The 14,943-nt window shown below is 50.2% G+C and carries 11 protein-coding genes and 1 tRNA gene; 5 read left to right on the forward strand and 7 right to left on the reverse strand.

Going from position 1 to position 14,943, the window contains the following annotated elements; translation table 11 throughout:
• Positions 1–34: 34 nt before the first annotated feature.
• Positions 35–250 (reverse strand): hypothetical protein, encoded by a 216-nt coding sequence (locus NO559_RS15250; RefSeq protein ID WP_258332742.1) that lies wholly within the window; start codon positions 248–250, stop codon positions 35–37.
• A gap of 484 nt (positions 251–734) precedes the next feature.
• Positions 735–811 (reverse strand) — tRNA-Met (locus NO559_RS15255).
• Between the two features lie 346 nt (positions 812–1,157).
• Here NO559_RS15255 and NO559_RS15260 point away from each other — a divergent pair.
• The 3 genes from NO559_RS15260 to NO559_RS15270 are packed head-to-tail and all read left to right on the forward strand — an operon-like array spanning position 1,158 to position 4,776.
• Positions 1,158–2,318, forward strand: coding sequence for a 1-acyl-sn-glycerol-3-phosphate acyltransferase (locus NO559_RS15260; RefSeq protein WP_258332743.1), 1,161 nt, complete (start codon positions 1,158–1,160; stop codon positions 2,316–2,318).
• The gene (gene dinG, locus NO559_RS15265; protein WP_258332744.1) at positions 2,318–4,447 is read left to right on the forward strand and encodes an ATP-dependent DNA helicase DinG; all 2,130 of its coding nucleotides are present in this window, start codon (positions 2,318–2,320) and stop codon (positions 4,445–4,447) included. The genes NO559_RS15260 and dinG overlap by 1 nt, the downstream gene beginning before the upstream one ends.
• Positions 4,448–4,452: 5 nt before the next feature.
• Positions 4,453–4,776: a YqcC family protein gene (locus NO559_RS15270; protein ID WP_258332745.1), complete on the forward strand. Its 324-nt coding sequence runs from the start codon at positions 4,453–4,455 to the stop codon at positions 4,774–4,776.
• 7 nt (positions 4,777–4,783) lie between these two features.
• On the opposite strand, the gene NO559_RS15275 is transcribed toward NO559_RS15270, so the two are convergent.
• Complete coding sequence (locus tag NO559_RS15275) at positions 4,784–5,413, reverse strand: response regulator transcription factor (RefSeq protein ID WP_258332746.1); 630 nt, start codon at positions 5,411–5,413, stop codon at positions 4,784–4,786.
• Positions 5,414–5,603: 190 nt separating this feature from the next.
• On the opposite strand from NO559_RS15275, the gene NO559_RS15280 reads away from it, so the two are divergent.
• Both NO559_RS15280 and NO559_RS15285 read left to right on the forward strand, forming a co-directional pair.
• Positions 5,604–8,291, forward strand: a complete 2,688-nt coding sequence (locus NO559_RS15280) for a cache domain-containing protein (RefSeq protein WP_258332747.1) — start codon at positions 5,604–5,606, stop codon at positions 8,289–8,291.
• Between the two features lie 16 nt (positions 8,292–8,307).
• Entirely contained in the window at positions 8,308–9,873 is a 1,566-nt protein-coding gene (locus NO559_RS15285; protein WP_258332748.1) for a response regulator, read from the forward strand.
• 41 nt (positions 9,874–9,914) lie between these two features.
• On the opposite strand, the gene csrA is transcribed toward NO559_RS15285, so the two are convergent.
• The 4 genes from csrA to NO559_RS15305 form a co-directional block, all read right to left on the reverse strand.
• Positions 9,915–10,106: a carbon storage regulator CsrA gene (gene csrA / locus NO559_RS15290; RefSeq protein WP_258332749.1), complete on the reverse strand. Its 192-nt coding sequence runs from the start codon at positions 10,104–10,106 to the stop codon at positions 9,915–9,917.
• Positions 10,107–10,300: 194 nt separating this feature from the next.
• On the reverse strand, positions 10,301–10,525 hold the full coding sequence (locus tag NO559_RS15295; RefSeq protein ID WP_258332750.1) for a hypothetical protein: 225 nt from the start codon (positions 10,523–10,525) through the stop codon (positions 10,301–10,303).
• A gap of 109 nt (positions 10,526–10,634) precedes the next feature.
• On the reverse strand, positions 10,635–11,858 hold the full coding sequence (locus tag NO559_RS15300; protein WP_258332751.1) for a ribonucleotide-diphosphate reductase subunit beta: 1,224 nt from the start codon (positions 11,856–11,858) through the stop codon (positions 10,635–10,637).
• Positions 11,859–11,940: 82 nt separating this feature from the next.
• Positions 11,941–14,814, reverse strand: coding sequence for a ribonucleoside-diphosphate reductase subunit alpha (locus NO559_RS15305; protein ID WP_258332752.1), 2,874 nt, complete (start codon positions 14,812–14,814; stop codon positions 11,941–11,943).
• Between the last annotated feature and the right edge of the window lie 129 nt (positions 14,815–14,943).

Consider the following 14,943-nt stretch of genomic DNA (forward strand, 5'->3'; position numbering starts at 1 on the left):
AAGTCAGTAATGGCTAACTTTCATTGTGGGGGTTTTATAGCCCCAAGCCTATAAGTACTAAGCCTATCAGGCCTAATATGACAGCGTCTCTGGCTACATCTAAGCGGCATAAGCTGTAGAGATAGGAAAGGGGGGGGAGAAAAAACGAGCACAAGCCCCAGGTAAAATCTTCTTTAGCGCTACTGACTAGCAGTGAAAACCAGCTTAAAGCAAGAACGATAGAGCCGCACAGGATTAAAAATATGTCCATGGAGTTCCCTTATTATTTTAAGCGTTATTATATGGCCGGTGTGTTAATTGGCTGCTCACTAATTATGCGTGTGAAATGCCGCTTGAGCAATAAATTAGCGTGTGTGTATGGAATTAAAGTGTTTGTGTGGGGGTTGTGGCTGGATTGAGTTGAAACAGCTTGAGGCTGTTTTAACCCTGCGGGCGTCGGCGCGTGGCGCCTCGTAGCAAATTGCTGGCGCAATTTGTGAACCGGGGTCAGTTCTTCACGGGCCGCTTTGCGGCACACAAAAAGGCATGCTTATGGTGTTGGTGGGTTTGGGTGTAATTAGGGGGTGGTGTGGCCGGATTGAATTGAAACAGCTTGAGGCTGTTTCAACCCTGCGGGCGTCGGCGCGTGGCGCCTCGTAGCAAATTGCTGGCGCAATTTGTGAACCGGGGTCGGTTCTTCACGGGCCGCTTCGCGACAAATAAAAAAGGCCCGCCTATGGCGAGCCTTTTTTATTTGGTAGCGGGGGCCGGATTTGAACCGACGACCTTCGGGTTATGAGCCCGACGAGCTACCAGACTGCTCCACCCCGCACTTAACTTTGCTGATACTAGCTCAGCGTGAGAGTGGTTCTGGTTGAGCCGCTCTCCGTAATGAGCCGCGCATATTAGTGATCTACTCCGTGGTCGTCAAGGGGAATCTGGTGTTTAGTGTTATAAATGCGATAAATATAAAAAGCTGGTGGTTTTGTGTGCAGTGTTGCGCTGGTTGCTGGCTTTTGTGTACGGTTTTTGTACCATTCTATCGGGGAGTTATACGGTGTTCGGGTGGGGGCTAGGTTGCTCGTGGCTGGCTGCATTTCGGATGACTAATTCCACTATTTCCGGTATGGTTCACCGCTAATTTAACCCATTCAAAATGAAGTGAGCACGGTATCTCTATGGGCCAGTTTGCCGAAATACGACCCTACAATGATGATGAAGTCTCTCCCGTACTTGAGCGTCTAGTAAACGATAAGGAATTTATCGCTGCGGTGGCGAGTTTGCGCCTGGGGGGCTGGCATAAATGCTGTAAGCCTGTGGTTTACCCTATCGTAAAACACATATTGCGCAAACAGGTCAGCGGCATTAGTACGGTGCGCGAGGTGCAGGCGCTGGTGAAGTCGTATATGGACGGTATGGTGGATAAAACCACTAGCCAGTGCACAGTGTCGGGGCTGGAAAAGTTAGATCCCAAACAATCATATTTATTTATCAGTAATCACCGTGATATCGCACTAGACCCCGCCTTTGTTAATTATGCTGTTAGCCATAACGGTTTTGATATGGTGCGCATCGCCATAGGCGATAATTTATTAACCAAGCCCTATGTGTCTGACTTAATGCGGCTTAATAAAAGTTTTATTGTTAAGCGCTCTGCCAAAGGCCGGGCTATGTTGGCGGCTTATAAATTACTGTCGCGTTATATACGCCATTCCATAGAAGTAGACCACAATCCTATATGGATAGCCCAGCGCGAGGGCCGCGCCAAAGATGGCAACGATAAAACCGAACCGGCCATGATTAAAATGATAGCCATGAGCCAGCACAAACAGCAGGAAAGCTTTTCCGAATTTATTAATAAAATGCGCATAGTGCCGGTAGCTATTTCCTATGAGCTGGATCCCTGCGATGGCGCTAAAGCAAAAGAGTTATATGAGAAGGCTACCCACGGTCATTATCAAAAGGGCGAGCATGAGGATGTGACCAGCATCGCTTTAGGTATCTCTGGCGATAAGGACCATGTGCATGTGTCCTTTGGTGAGCCGCTGCAGGGTGAGTTTGACAATGCCGACGATGTGGCTGCTGCCATAGATCAGCAAATTTTTGCTAACTATGTGTTACACCCCACCAATTTTATTGCCCATAAAATATTACATGGCAGTTACCCTGAGGGTGTTTATTCCGACCAGCGCAAGCCTTTTTCTATTACAGGTTTAGAGTCGGTAGAACAGGCTTTTCAAAAACGTATAGACGCTTTGCCTGCAGAGCACAGGCCTTACGCCCTGGGTATTTATGCCAACCCCATAGACCGCATACGCGAGCGGCAGGCACAGGGCTGATGCTAACCGATGAGCTAAAAGCAGAAATACAAGGCGCTTATCGCCACCTACTAGACAGTAAAAGTTTAAAGCCACGCTTGGGTCAGCGCTTAATGATGGCTGAAGTGGCCAGAACCTTGGCCGGGGCCGATATGGATGCCAACGGCCATCGCGAGGGCAGTGCTAAAGTCTGCGTGGCTGAGGCTGGCACCGGCACCGGTAAAACTATCGCCTATACCTTATCCGCTATTCCTATAGCCAAGGCCCTAGATAAAACGCTAATCATTTCTACCGCTACCGTCGCCTTGCAAGAGCAGGTAGTGCATAAAGACCTACCTGATATTTTGCAGCACAGCGGTTTACATTTTACCTTTGCTTTGGCCAAGGGGCGCGGCCGCTATTTGTGTTTAAGTAAACTGGATAGCTTATTACAGGGCACTAATAGCAATCATCAAAGTCTGGCGCTGTACCCCGATGAGATGCAGCAGCAGGTGCAGGCGCAGGATCAAAAAGTTTACGATGCCATGCTCAATTCCCTGTCCACCGGTGATTGGGATGGCGACCGCGATAACTGGCCCGATGAGTTGGAAGTATCGCTGTGGTCGCGGGTGACTACCGATCACGCACAGTGTACTGGCAGGCGTTGCCCCAATATACGCCAGTGTTATTTTTATAAGGGTCGCGAAGCTTTAGATAAAGTGGATGTGATAGTCGCCAACCACGATTTAGTGTTGGCGGATTTATCGCTGGGCGGCGGTGCAATTTTGCCCGACCCGGAAGATTGCATATATATTTTTGACGAAGGCCACCATCTGCCAGAAAAAGCCATTAATCACTTTTCGCAATTTAGCCGGGTGCGCTCCACCGAGCGTTGGCTGGATCAGGGCGCCAAGGCCTTAGCCAAGGCGGCGCCAGAGTTGTCGACGACTACGGCGAACCAATATATACAGCGCCTGCCCGCCATTATGGATAGCTTAAAGCAGCAGCTGGGCATGTTGTTCAATCATCTAGAGGCCAATGTTCAAACCCAGCCCGACCAGCGCGGGGCCATCCCCTACCACCGTTTTGCGCAGGGCATAGTGCCCGAGCCTTTGCGTTTGGCGGCACAGGAGCTGGCTGGTGGCTTTCGCGATATGCATGACTTGCTAGACAAGGCCTGCAATATTCTGGAAGAAGCCATTAATACTCAGGAGCACGGCATTACCGGCCCCGAGGCCGAAGCCTGGTATAGCTCGTTCTCTATGTTGCGCAGCCGGGCCGAGGGCAATCAACATTTATGGCAGGATTATAGCGGCGCAACAGCGGTGGAAGAGCCGCCGCAGGGGCGCTGGGTGGCGGTAGTAGAAGGGGCGGGTGGGCAGTTAGATTTTGAGGTGTCCAGCAGTCCGATTTTGGCGGCCAATACCCTGCAGCGCTATTTGTGGTCGCGTTGTTTTTCGGCGGTGGTGACCTCTGCCACGATTACGGCTTTGGGCAGTTTTGAGCGCTTTATGATGCGTGCTGGCACTCCAGCCGATGCCGCTTATATAGTTGTGCCCAGCCCCTTTAATCATGCCGAGGCTGGTGAGCTGGTGGTACCCGCCATGCGCAGTGAGCCCTCCAATGCTGATGCGCACACTGAAGAGTTAATCGAGTTATTGCCGCAAATACTCGCAGCCGATAGCGGCAGCCTGGTGTTGTTTTCTTCTAAGCGGCAATTGGAAAACGTCTATGATGGCCTGCCCCTAGTGTGGCGGCAAAAAATTCTGCGGCAAAGCGATTACTCTAAACAGGAGGTGTTGCGACGACATCGTGCAGCCATTGACGATAAGCAGCAATCTATTTTGTTTGGCTTAGCCAGCTTTGCCGAGGGAGTGGATTTGCCGGGAGATTATTGCAGCCATGTGGTGATTGCCAAAATCCCCTTTGCGGTGCCCGATCAACCCGTAGAGGCGGCATTGTCGGAGTGGATAGAGTTGCGCGGCGGCAACCCCTTTATGGATATCAGCGTGCCCGATGCTTCACTGCGCTTAATACAGGCCAGTGGCCGCTTGCTACGTACCGAGAGCGATAGCGGTAAAGTGACCTTGTTGGATAGGCGGGTGGTGAGCAAGCGCTATGGCCGCGCCTTATTAGATGCGCTGCCGCCGTTTAGGCACAGTTTAGGTTAGCGGCGATGACTAAAGCCATAACCTTGGCCTCGTTATTAATGGACTTGCAGCTATTGTTGCGGCAGTTGGGTCATTGGCAGGCTGAGCGACCCAGTGCGCAAGCGCTGGCTAGCCAGCAGCCCTTTTGCGTGGATACACTGAGTTTTCCCCAGTGGTTACAGTTTATATTTATAGAGCGCCTGCAATTATTGCTGGATCAACAGTTGGCGCTACCCACTAGCTGCCAGGTCTGCCCCATGGCCGAGCAATATTTTAATCAGGATTTAGTGCGGGTGCAGGAGCTACTCGCTTGCCTGCAGCAAATTGATAGGCTGCTGTCGGCAGCCTAGCCTTCAACTATTCGTGGTTGTTAACCAGCTGCCCCTCTACCGCCATAAACATACGCACTAAATGCGCCAGTGAGTTGGCGCTTAGTTTCTCCATGACTCTGGCTCGGTGTATTTCTACGGTGCGCTGGCTAATATCTAAATCTATGGCGATAACCTTATTGGCCTTGCCCTCTACCATTAGCTGCATAACATCTCTTTCGCGCGGGGTGAGCTCGTTCATGCGCTGCATAATGACTTGCCGTTGTTGCAGGCTGGCGCGGTTTTCCTCGTCCAGCGCCATGGCGGTGGCTATTTTGTCCAGCAGTTCTTGCTCGCGATAAGGCTTTTGCACAAAGTCTATAGCCCCTTGTTGCATGGCCTCTACAGCCATGGGTACATCGCCGTGGCCGGTAACAAAAATAATTGGCAATATGGAATTTAATTCATTGAGTTTGCGCTGTAGCTCCATGCCGTTAATGCCGGGCATGCGTATGTCCAACACTATGCAGCCGGCCATCTCTTGGTTGTAGATGGATAAAAAGCTATCGGCATTGGCAAAGGCTTTGGTTTTTCGTCCTATAGACTCAAGCATCATCTGCAAGGAATCACGTACTGCATCATCATCTTCAATAATATGAACGCAAGGTTGTAAATCCATAGCTGTGTTTCCTTGTTATCTTTTTGTGAGGCTAAACATGCGCCACTTTATAGCTAAGTGTGGGTATTTGTACCTATACCGGCTTATGAAATGCTGGCCTAGTATTAATACCTATTTATATTTAACAATAATCGTTTATCGGCAAGCTTGCCAGAAAACTTGCGGTATTTAATGGATTGAAGGCCAAAAGATGAAAAGAGCCAAACACAGTCTCATACATAGCTATCTTGTCAGTATGTTACTGGTTGCCATCCTGCCGGTTACCTTAGTGGGCTATTTGTGGATAGCCGATGCTCGGCAAAGCTTTCAGCAATCCGCAGCGCTGTGGCAGCAAAGCCATATGCAAAAGTATAGGGCAGAGCTAAGCCAGCAAGTTGCCAGTGTGCTCAGTTATATAGAGTTTCGCCAGTCACAAATGCAGCAGCTGTTGCGTCAGGGTTTACGCTACCGTGTTGAAGAGGCTATGGTTATTGCCGACGCTCTATACCAGTCTGGTGCAGATCAGGCCTCTGTGCTTAGCGCCTTAAGGAAGCTACAGTTACAAGCGCAGCATGGTTATTACACGGTGCTTAGCCCTGAAGGCAGTATCTTATTAGGGCAGAAGCGGCCCCATCTAGAGCAGCGCTCGTTATTACAGCTCTACCAAGGCGAGGAACGCTTGGCTTTGCAAAATGCCTTGGCGGAGGTGGTTGCCAAGGGAGAGGTTTACCTCACCATACACGGGGTGTCGGAACAGCGCCCTAATACCGACCTGTTATTGGCCTTTGCGCAATATCATCCACAGCTCAATATAGTGATTGTTAATCACAATGCGCTTAGCGTTATTGCGCAACAGGTGCGAGCAGAGGTTTTACAGCGTTTTGGTAATAACAACTCTATAGCTGATACCTCTATTTTTATACTGGATAAAGATGCTCAGCTATTAGTCAGGCCCGATAGTTTACAGGACTATGACCAGGTGACTGTTACTGAGGCGGGCCCCTCCCTGCCTCTGGTAGAACTTTGGCAGCAGTTGTTTGGCCTAGCGCAGCCTGATAGTGCGCAGCCGTCGCAACGTTTTTTAACTTATCAATTGCAGGGTGCGCAGTCAGCTGCAGTGGTGCCGGCGATGAGTTATGTGAGATCTCACCCCGAGTGGCAGTGGGTAGTGGGGGCGCAAATATTACTGGCGGACTATTACCAAGAGTTAGCTCTACAGCAGCAAAGCTTTGACAAGAAAATCCAGCGTTCCATTATTTTTATTGTTGCAGTGATAGCCTTGTTTCTAATGCTAGTCAGTGCCATTGCTTATAGTTTTTACCGTGTTAATGAACGGGGTTTTAAGCGTTTTATACAATTTTTTAACCGCAGTGGTGAGCAGGCCGAGGCTATAGCAGTAGAGGATTTACCGTACAAAGAGTTTGTAGAGTTAGCTCATCATGCCAACCATATGTTGGCGCAACGTAAATCCTATGAGCAGGATTTAAGGCGTAGTAAACGTCGATTTCGTTTGGCTTTAAAAGCTTCTAATAGCTATTTGTGGGAGCTGGATGTTAGCAAGCAATGGCTTAAATTTACCGGCAAGTTTCTAACGAAGTTGGGTTATCAGCAGCTGCCCGGGCAAGAAAGTATAGGCGTTGAGCAGTTGCTGGATATTTGCCATCCCGATGATAAAGCCATCGTAGCCGACGGGCTAGTAACACATAACCCGCAATTGGCGGCGGCGGGTATAGAGTTTCGCATTAAACATGCGCAAGGGGGTTATCACTGGTTTCATAGCCGCGGTGGTGTTATTGGTGAAAGGTTGGCGGGTGAAGCTGGCTTTTTGGCAGGTATAGTGACGGATATAGGCGATAGAAAATGTTTAGAGTCTGATTTGCAGCGCGCTCACGTTGAGGTGGAAGAGGCCTGCCATGTGCGTGAGCAGTTTTTAGCGAGTATGAGTCACGAGTTACACACGCCCTTAAATAATATTTTAGGGCATCTGCAATTGTTGCAGCGTGATCCTGAAATGAATGATGAGCAGCGCCGACAATTGCAGTCTGCAGAGCAGGCGGGTAATTATTTATTGCGCTTGGTAAATGATATTTTAGAGTTATCAAAAATTGATAGCGGCTATATGCCCGTGCAAGTGGGTGAATATTGCTTGGTTGAGTTGGTGCAGGGGGTAGTGGATAAAATGACTAGCAAGGCCAGCGCCAAAGGCTTGGCGTTAGTGCTGGATGTCGATGCAAGTCTGCCCCAAAAAGTCGCGCTAGATGGCTTTAAACTCAAACAAATATTAATGAACTTATTGTCGAATGCGATTAAATATACTCAGTGTGGCCAAGTTCGCCTATCGGTGACTTTAGCAGAGCCCTTGCCGCAGTGCTCAGGGCCTAGCTTGAGGTTTGCCATCAGTGATACCGGTATAGGTATTGATGAGTGTATGGCCCAAGAGATTTTCAAACCCTTCACTCAACTAGGGGGCGCCAATGCTAGGGGCACGGGCCTGGGTTTACCCATTTGTTGGCGGCTAAGCCAGGCATTGGGTGGCGAGCTTAGCGTTGCCAGCAGTCTAGGTCAGGGCAGCTGTTTTAGCCTAAGTTTACCCCTGCATGCGGTAGGTGCCGATGTAGTGGGTGAGTATGATAGCCAGCAGTTGGCTGCGCCATCGCTAGCACCGCCAGCGCTCACTGGCCTGGCTGCCGAGCAGTATGAGCAGCTGCGCTGGGCTGCCAACAGGGGCGATATAGAGCGGCTGCGTGAGCTGTTTCAACACTTAGCAGAAAGCGGTTTTGGTGATAGTGATTGGCTGTTATATTGCCGTCAGCAGTTATCTGATTTTGACTTGAAAGGACTGCTGGATTTTTTAAATGGGCAGTTGAGCGAAAATAACAGGCAGGGAGCTCTTACATGAGTTTACATACTTAGCTATGGATACTGACAAAAATAAAGCTGCGTCTCAGCAGGTGGCAATAGAATCCTTGCTGCTGGTTGATGATAACCCCATCAACCTGCAAATCCTGTATAAAACCTTGGAGCCTACTGGCCATAGATTGCATGTTGCCAAAGATGGCGAAACGGCGCTGGCTATTGCCAGAGAGGTAAAGCCCTTTTTGATTTTGCTGGATATTATGATGCCAGGCATGGATGGCTATGAGGTATGCCAGGCATTAAAAAAAGATCCAGAAACCGCGCATATTGCGGTGATCTTTTTATCAGCGCTAGAGGATAGCGCCGCTAAGGTGAAGGGCTTTGCCGTCGGCGGGGTCGACTATATTTCCAAACCCTTTCAGGCTGACGAGGTGGTTGCCAGAGTCAGCAATCATATCAAAATACACCGTTTGGAGACCGAGCTGGCCAGGCGTAATAGCGAGCTGGAGTCAGAAAACTTACAAATATTAAATGCTGTTAGTGAGGGTATTATCGGCCTGGATAAAGATGGCCGGGTGCTGTTAATGAATCCCGCGGCAACGGCGATTACTGGCTGGGCGGCGGCCGATTGTTTTGGCGAGTTGCTATCGACTATAGAGCTATTCAATTCTGATGATAGCTACCAAGTTATGGAGTACCAAAGCTTACCTTACCGCAGCTATTACCAAGGCATAGCGGCTCATAGTGATATGGAGGTGATTCGCCGCCGCGATGGTACGCTCATACCGGTGGCGATTACCTGTAGCCCTAGACCCGAGGGTGGGGCAGTGGTGGTGTTGCGCGATATTAGTGAGTGGGTGGCCAGCGAAGAAGCCTTAAAAGTGGCTCGCGAAGAGGTGGAATTGGAGCGCCAGCATATGGCGCATATGGAGCGCCTTAGCACTACCGGCGAGATGGCTGCCGGCATAGCTCATGAGGTTAATCAACCGCTGACGGCTATAGTCAATTACGCACAGGTGGCTAAGCGTTTAATAGCGGCTGATGAGCTGGACAAAGCCCGGCTTAGTGAGTTGCTGGAAAAGCTTAATACCCAATCTGTGCGCGCCTCAGAAGTGGTGCAGCGCATGCGCAGTTTTGTAAAAAAACCTGAGCAGGGCAGGCAGGTGTGTGACCCCAATGAGCTAATGAATGATGTGCTGGCGTTAGCGGAAATAGACTCTAGGGTTAACGATGTGCCGCTGCATTATGAGCCCGATGACTCCCTACCGCAGGTGTTAGCCGATCCGGTGCAAATTCAACAAGTGATATTGAATTTAATTCGTAATGCCATGGAGGCTAGCCATCATCGTTCTGCCCATGTGGCTATAGTTGCGCCACCTAGTGTAATTGTTAGGGCGCAACTGCAGGGTGAAAGTGTGCGCTTTAGTGTTGTTGATAATGGCGGCGGTGTGGCGCAGGAGTTATGGGATAAGCTGTTTACCCCATTTTTTACCACTAAAGATAATGGTATGGGTATAGGCTTGGCTATCTGCCAGTCTATTGTGCAGGCCCATGGTGGGGAGTTAAGTTTTAATAATAATGCAGAGGGGGGAGCGACGTTCTTTTTTAGTTTGGCTGCAGCTTAAGCCTGCTAACGGTTACGCTAAGCAGGCTTAAACTGTTGAATTTAGGTATCTGACTTTTCCGTTGCACCCTGTTCGTCTTGTATGCGTAGGTAAACTTCTTCTCTGTGTACGCTAACATCCTTAGGTGCTTCTATGCCTAAACGTACTTGATTACCGCTAATGCCCAGCACTGATACTTTGACTTGATCGCCTATAACTAGGGTTTCACCTAAACGGCGTGATAAAACTAACATGATGCCTCCAAAAAAACGGGTACAGCGGCTTTGAGTGTATGAAATATTAGCGGCTATCTTATATGCAATACTTGCTCATTAATAATGAGCTTATGTACTTATCGTTATAAGGGGTTGTACTTACCGCTGGTATTGCGCGACCAAGCAATCCTAACGGATTGGCTTAGTGTCGCTAACTCTATCTGTTAGGGTGATTAATGTAAAGTGGTGGAGATAGGCTTGAGGCTCTCTTCTATATCTTTAAGCGTGGAGTTTTTTTGCGTGGGAGGTAGGGGGGGAGTGGCGGCATCTTGCTGCTCGCAGACATAGTGACGCAGTCGTCCAACGACGCTGGTCATAATTTCAATGGTTTGGCTAAGCTGATCTAAGGTCATTAAAATGGTTTCCGTATCCACGGGAACTTTTTTCTGCGTGCTCATAGTTCGGCCTTGACTCTGTGAGTGTAGGTTTAGCACCGACGCCTATCGGTGCTGTTGCTGTTGTCCTCTTACTGCACTAACGTTATCGCTATGTGGGTTGAGCTGGGAATTAATCCCAGCTTAACGCGCCACCGGTTTGATACTCGATAACTCGCGTTTCAAAAAAGTTTTTCTCTTTACGCAAGTCCATGATTTCACTCATCCATGGGAATGGGTTAGTGGCACCAGGGTATTGCTCGGCCAAGCCCAGCTGGTTAAGGCGGCGATTGGCAATAAACTGTAGGTACTCTTCCATCATGGCGGCGTTCATGCCCAATACGCCTCTAGGCATAGAGTCTTTGGCGTATTCGATTTCCAGCTCGGCACCCTCAACTATCATTTGGGTGATTTCTTCCTGGAATTCTGCGGTCCATAGCTGGGGGTTTTCCAGTTTAATTTGGTTGATCACGTCTATACCAAAGTTCAGGTGCATAGACTCATCGCGCAAGATGTATTGGAACTGCTCGGCTACGCCAGTCATCTTGTTGCGTCTACCCATAGAAAGAATTTGGGTAAAGCCGCAGTAGAAGAAGATACCTTCGGTAACGGCGTAAAAGCCGATGAGGTTGCGCAGCAATTCCTGGTCGTTTTCGGTAGTGCCGGTTTTAAAGTTGGGGTCAGACAGCGACTGGGTGTGCTGTAAGCTCCAGGCGGCTTTTTTGGCGATAGAGGGCAGCTCGCGGTACATATTAAATACCTCGCCTTCATCCATGGCCAAAGATTCTACGCAGTATTGGTAGGCGTGTGTGTGTATAGCCTCTTCAAAAGCTTGGCGCAATAAGTACTGGCGACACTCGGGGTTGGTGATTAGGCGATACACCGCCAGCACCAAGTTGTTGGCTACCAGCGAATCGGCGGTAGAGAAGTAACCCAGTGAGCGCATAACAATGCGGCGCTCGTCTTCAGTTAGACCGTTGGGGCTGCGCCATAGGGCAACGTCGGCGGTCATATTAACTTCTTGTGGCATCCAGTGGTTGGCGCAGCCGTCTAAGTATTTCTGCCAGGCCCAATCGTATTTAAAGGGCACTAATTGGTTTAAATCGGCGCGGCAGTTGATCATGGCTTTGTCGTCCACGGTCAGGCGGGCGGCACCCATTTCTAATTCTTCTAAGCCTGGGGCTACGTCTAGTGACTGTAGGTTATCCTTGGCTTTTTTTACTCTATCGTTAGCTTTTACCGGGCTGCTAGTGTTGGTGCTGGCAGCGGGGGCAGCCTGTTCGGCGGCTTTGGCGACTACTTGTGGGGCTGGTTTGCTGTTGTCTTCTTCGGCGTCGTATTCGTCCCAATTCAGCATTACGTCTCTCTCTTGTTTTTTGTTACTTTGTTGTCAGTTGCGGCCTCAGCGGGCTATGGGCTGAGGCCTTAATCATCTAGCGTTATTGGCAGGCTTCGCAATCTGGGTCGTCCAGTGAGCAAGCTTGCGGCACAGGGGCCGGGCCTGCCGGTGCGGCAGCTTGAGAAGAAACCTTATTGAGCGAGGCGCTCTCTATGGTGGACTTCTCGGTGCCAGTAGCAGCCAAGGCGCGCAAATAGTAAGTGGTTTTTAAACCGCGGTACCAAGCCATGCGGTAGGTCACGTCTAGTTTTTTACCCGAGGCGCCAGCGATGTAAAGGTTGAGCGACTGCGCCTGGTCTATCCACTTTTGTCTGCGGCTGGCGGCATCGACTAACCAGCGTGGCTCTACCTCAAAGGCGGTAGCGTATAGGGCTTTAATATCGTCGGGGATGCGGTCTATGTTTTGTACCGAGCCCTCGTAATATTTAAGGTCGTTAACCATCACCATGTCCCATAGGTCGCGGGCTTTAAGGTCGCGCACCAGGTGTGGGTTTACCACGGTGAACTCACCGGAGAGGTTAGATTTTACATAGAGGTTTTGGTAAGTCGGCTCTATAGATTGCGATACGCCGGTAATGTTGGCGATGGTCGCAGTAGGAGCGATGGCCATAATATTAGAGTTACGCACACCTTTTTTAACGCGCTCGCGCAGGCTGTCCCAATCTAAGGTGATAGAGCGGTCTACTTCTATATAGTCGTGGCCGCGGTTGTCACATAGCAGGTCTATAGAGTCGTAAGGCACTTTGCCTTGGCTCCATAATGAGCCTTCAAAGCTGGAGTAAGCGCCGCGCTCTTCAGCCAGGTCGGCAGAGGCTTGGATGGCGTAGTAGCTGATCGCTTCCATAGAGCGGTCGGCAAAGTCCACCGCCTGCTCTGAGGAGTAGGGTATGTGCTGCATGTACAGCGCGTCTTGGAAGCCCATTAAGCCCAAGCCCACAGGGCGGTGACGCATGTTAGAGGTGCGCGCCTGTGGCACCGAGTAGTAGTTAATGTCTATAACATTATCCAGCATACGCACAGCGGTTTTTACGGTTTGCTCTAGCTTGGCCAGGTCTAAGCCGTCGGGGCCTATGTGTTGAGCCAGGTTAACCGAGCCTAAGTTACACACCGCGATTTCTTCGGCGTTGGTGTTAAGGGTAATCTCAGTACACAGGTTAGATGAGTGCACCACGCCTGCGTGCTGCTGCGGTGAGCGCAGGTTACAAGGATCTTTAAACGTAATCCAAGGGTGGCCAGTTTCAAACAGCATACCTATCATTTTGCGCCACAGGTCTTGGGCGCGTACGGTTTTGTAGTATTTGATTTCGCCGCTTTCGCACATAGCTTCGTACTGGGTATAGCGATCTTCAAAAGCTTGGCCGTACAGGTCGTGCAAGTCTGGTACATCGTTGGGGGAGAACAGGGTCCACTTGCCGTCGTCGAATACACGCTTCATAAATAAGTCGGGTACCCAGTTGGCGGTGTTCATGTCGTGGGTACGGCGTCTGTCGTCACCGGTGTTTTTACGCAGCTCGACAAACTCTTCTATATCCATGTGCCAGGTTTCTAAGTACGCACATACCGCGCCTTTGCGCTTGCCGCCTTGGTTTACCGCTACGGCGGTGTCGTTCACTACTTTTAAGAAGGGAACTACACCCTGTGAGCGGCCGTTGGTGCCTTTGATGTAGGCACCCAAGGCGCGTACGGGAGTCCAGTCATTGCCTAGGCCGCCAGCCCACTTGGAGAGCATGGCATTGTCTTGTATGGCACCGTAGATGCCGTGCAGATCATCGGGTACGGTGGTTAGATAACAAGAGGATAATTGTGGGCGCAAAGTACCGGCGTTAAATAGCGTGGGGGTAGAGCTCATATAGTCGAAAGAGCTTAATAATTTGTAGAACTCTATAGCGCGCTCGTTTTTGTTTTCTTCTTCTATGGCCAAGCCCATGGCGACACGCATAAAGAAGATTTGTGGCAGTTCTATGCGCACTTCATTGCTGTGTATGAAGTAGCGGTCGTATAAGGTTTGCAGGCTTAGGTAGTTAAATTGCAGGTCGCGCTGTGAATCCAGGGCTGCGCCTAGCATGTCCAAGTCGTAGTCTTGCAGGTTGGGGGCTAAAAGCTCTAGCTCTATACCTTTGGCGACGTAGGCGGGCAGCACTTCGGCGTATAGCTTGGCCATGTCGGCTTGGGTGGCAGATTCGGCTATGCCGTAAAAGTTTAGCGCTTCGGCACGCAGGTTATCTAATAGCAGGCGAGCGGTTACATAGGTGTAGTTAGGCTCTTTTTCTACCATGGTGCGCGCGGTCATCACTAATGAGGTGTTGACCTCGGCAGCGGCAACGCCGTCGTATAGGTTTTTTAGGGCTTCATTTAAAATGGCGCTGGCGCTGACGTCTTCTAGGTCGGTACAGGCTTCGGCGACAATAATTTCTAAACGGCCTAGGTCTAAGGGGGTTAGGCTGCCGTCTTCTTGCTTAATGCGTATGCTGGGGTGGGCTTTGGTGGGCTCTTCGCCAGTTTGCTGTTCGGCGCGCTGACGGGCGTGTTCTTCGCGGTAGAGTACGTAATCGCGGGCCACTTTGTGCTCGCCGCTGCGCATTAGGGCCAGCTCTACTTGATCTTGTATATCTTCTATATGCATGGTGCCGCCAGAGGGCATACGACGCTTGAAGATCACGGTAATTTGCTGCGCCAATTTGGCTACAGTTTCATGTATGCGGCTAGAGGCGGCGGCAGTGCCACCTTCTACGGCCAAAAAGGCCTTGGTAATAGCGACGCTGATTTTGGACTCGTCATACACAACCACGGTGCCATTGCGTTTGATAACGCGCAACTGGCCAGGGGCGGTAGCATTAAGCTCGGCTTGGCTGGCGGCTGGGGTGGCGGGTTGTGAGGTGGAGCTCGTAGAGCTGGTTTCAACGTCAGTGTGCATGTGTTCTCCGGAACGTAGCTGTGTGATCAATGGCGATCGGTCAAATAAGAATGCGGTTTATCCTTTATGGGCATACGCAAGCGTTAAGCTCTGCACTAGCAGCAACTGATGCGGCAACTCATGCGCCAT

Source organism: Dasania sp. GY-MA-18, from assembly GCF_024734385.1.
Taxonomy (GTDB): Bacteria; Pseudomonadota; Gammaproteobacteria; order Pseudomonadales; family Dasaniaceae; genus Dasania; species Dasania phycosphaerae.

Coding starts and splice junctions, on each gene's coding strand:
- NO559_RS15250 (WP_258332742.1), bottom strand. CDS start 250: ATGGACATATTTTTAATCCTGTGCGGCTCTATCGTTCTTGCTTTAAGC.
- NO559_RS15260 (WP_258332743.1), top strand. CDS start 1,158: ATGGGCCAGTTTGCCGAAATACGACCCTACAATGATGATGAAGTCTCT.
- dinG (WP_258332744.1), top strand. CDS start 2,318: ATGCTAACCGATGAGCTAAAAGCAGAAATACAAGGCGCTTATCGCCAC.
- NO559_RS15270 (WP_258332745.1), top strand. CDS start 4,453: ATGACTAAAGCCATAACCTTGGCCTCGTTATTAATGGACTTGCAGCTA.
- NO559_RS15275 (WP_258332746.1), bottom strand. CDS start 5,413: ATGGATTTACAACCTTGCGTTCATATTATTGAAGATGATGATGCAGTA.
- NO559_RS15280 (WP_258332747.1), top strand. CDS start 5,604: ATGAAAAGAGCCAAACACAGTCTCATACATAGCTATCTTGTCAGTATG.
- NO559_RS15285 (WP_258332748.1), top strand. CDS start 8,308: ATGGATACTGACAAAAATAAAGCTGCGTCTCAGCAGGTGGCAATAGAA.
- csrA (WP_258332749.1), bottom strand. CDS start 10,106: ATGTTAGTTTTATCACGCCGTTTAGGTGAAACCCTAGTTATAGGCGAT.
- NO559_RS15295 (WP_258332750.1), bottom strand. CDS start 10,525: ATGAGCACGCAGAAAAAAGTTCCCGTGGATACGGAAACCATTTTAATG.
- NO559_RS15300 (WP_258332751.1), bottom strand. CDS start 11,858: ATGCTGAATTGGGACGAATACGACGCCGAAGAAGACAACAGCAAACCA.
- NO559_RS15305 (WP_258332752.1), bottom strand. CDS start 14,814: ATGCACACTGACGTTGAAACCAGCTCTACGAGCTCCACCTCACAACCC.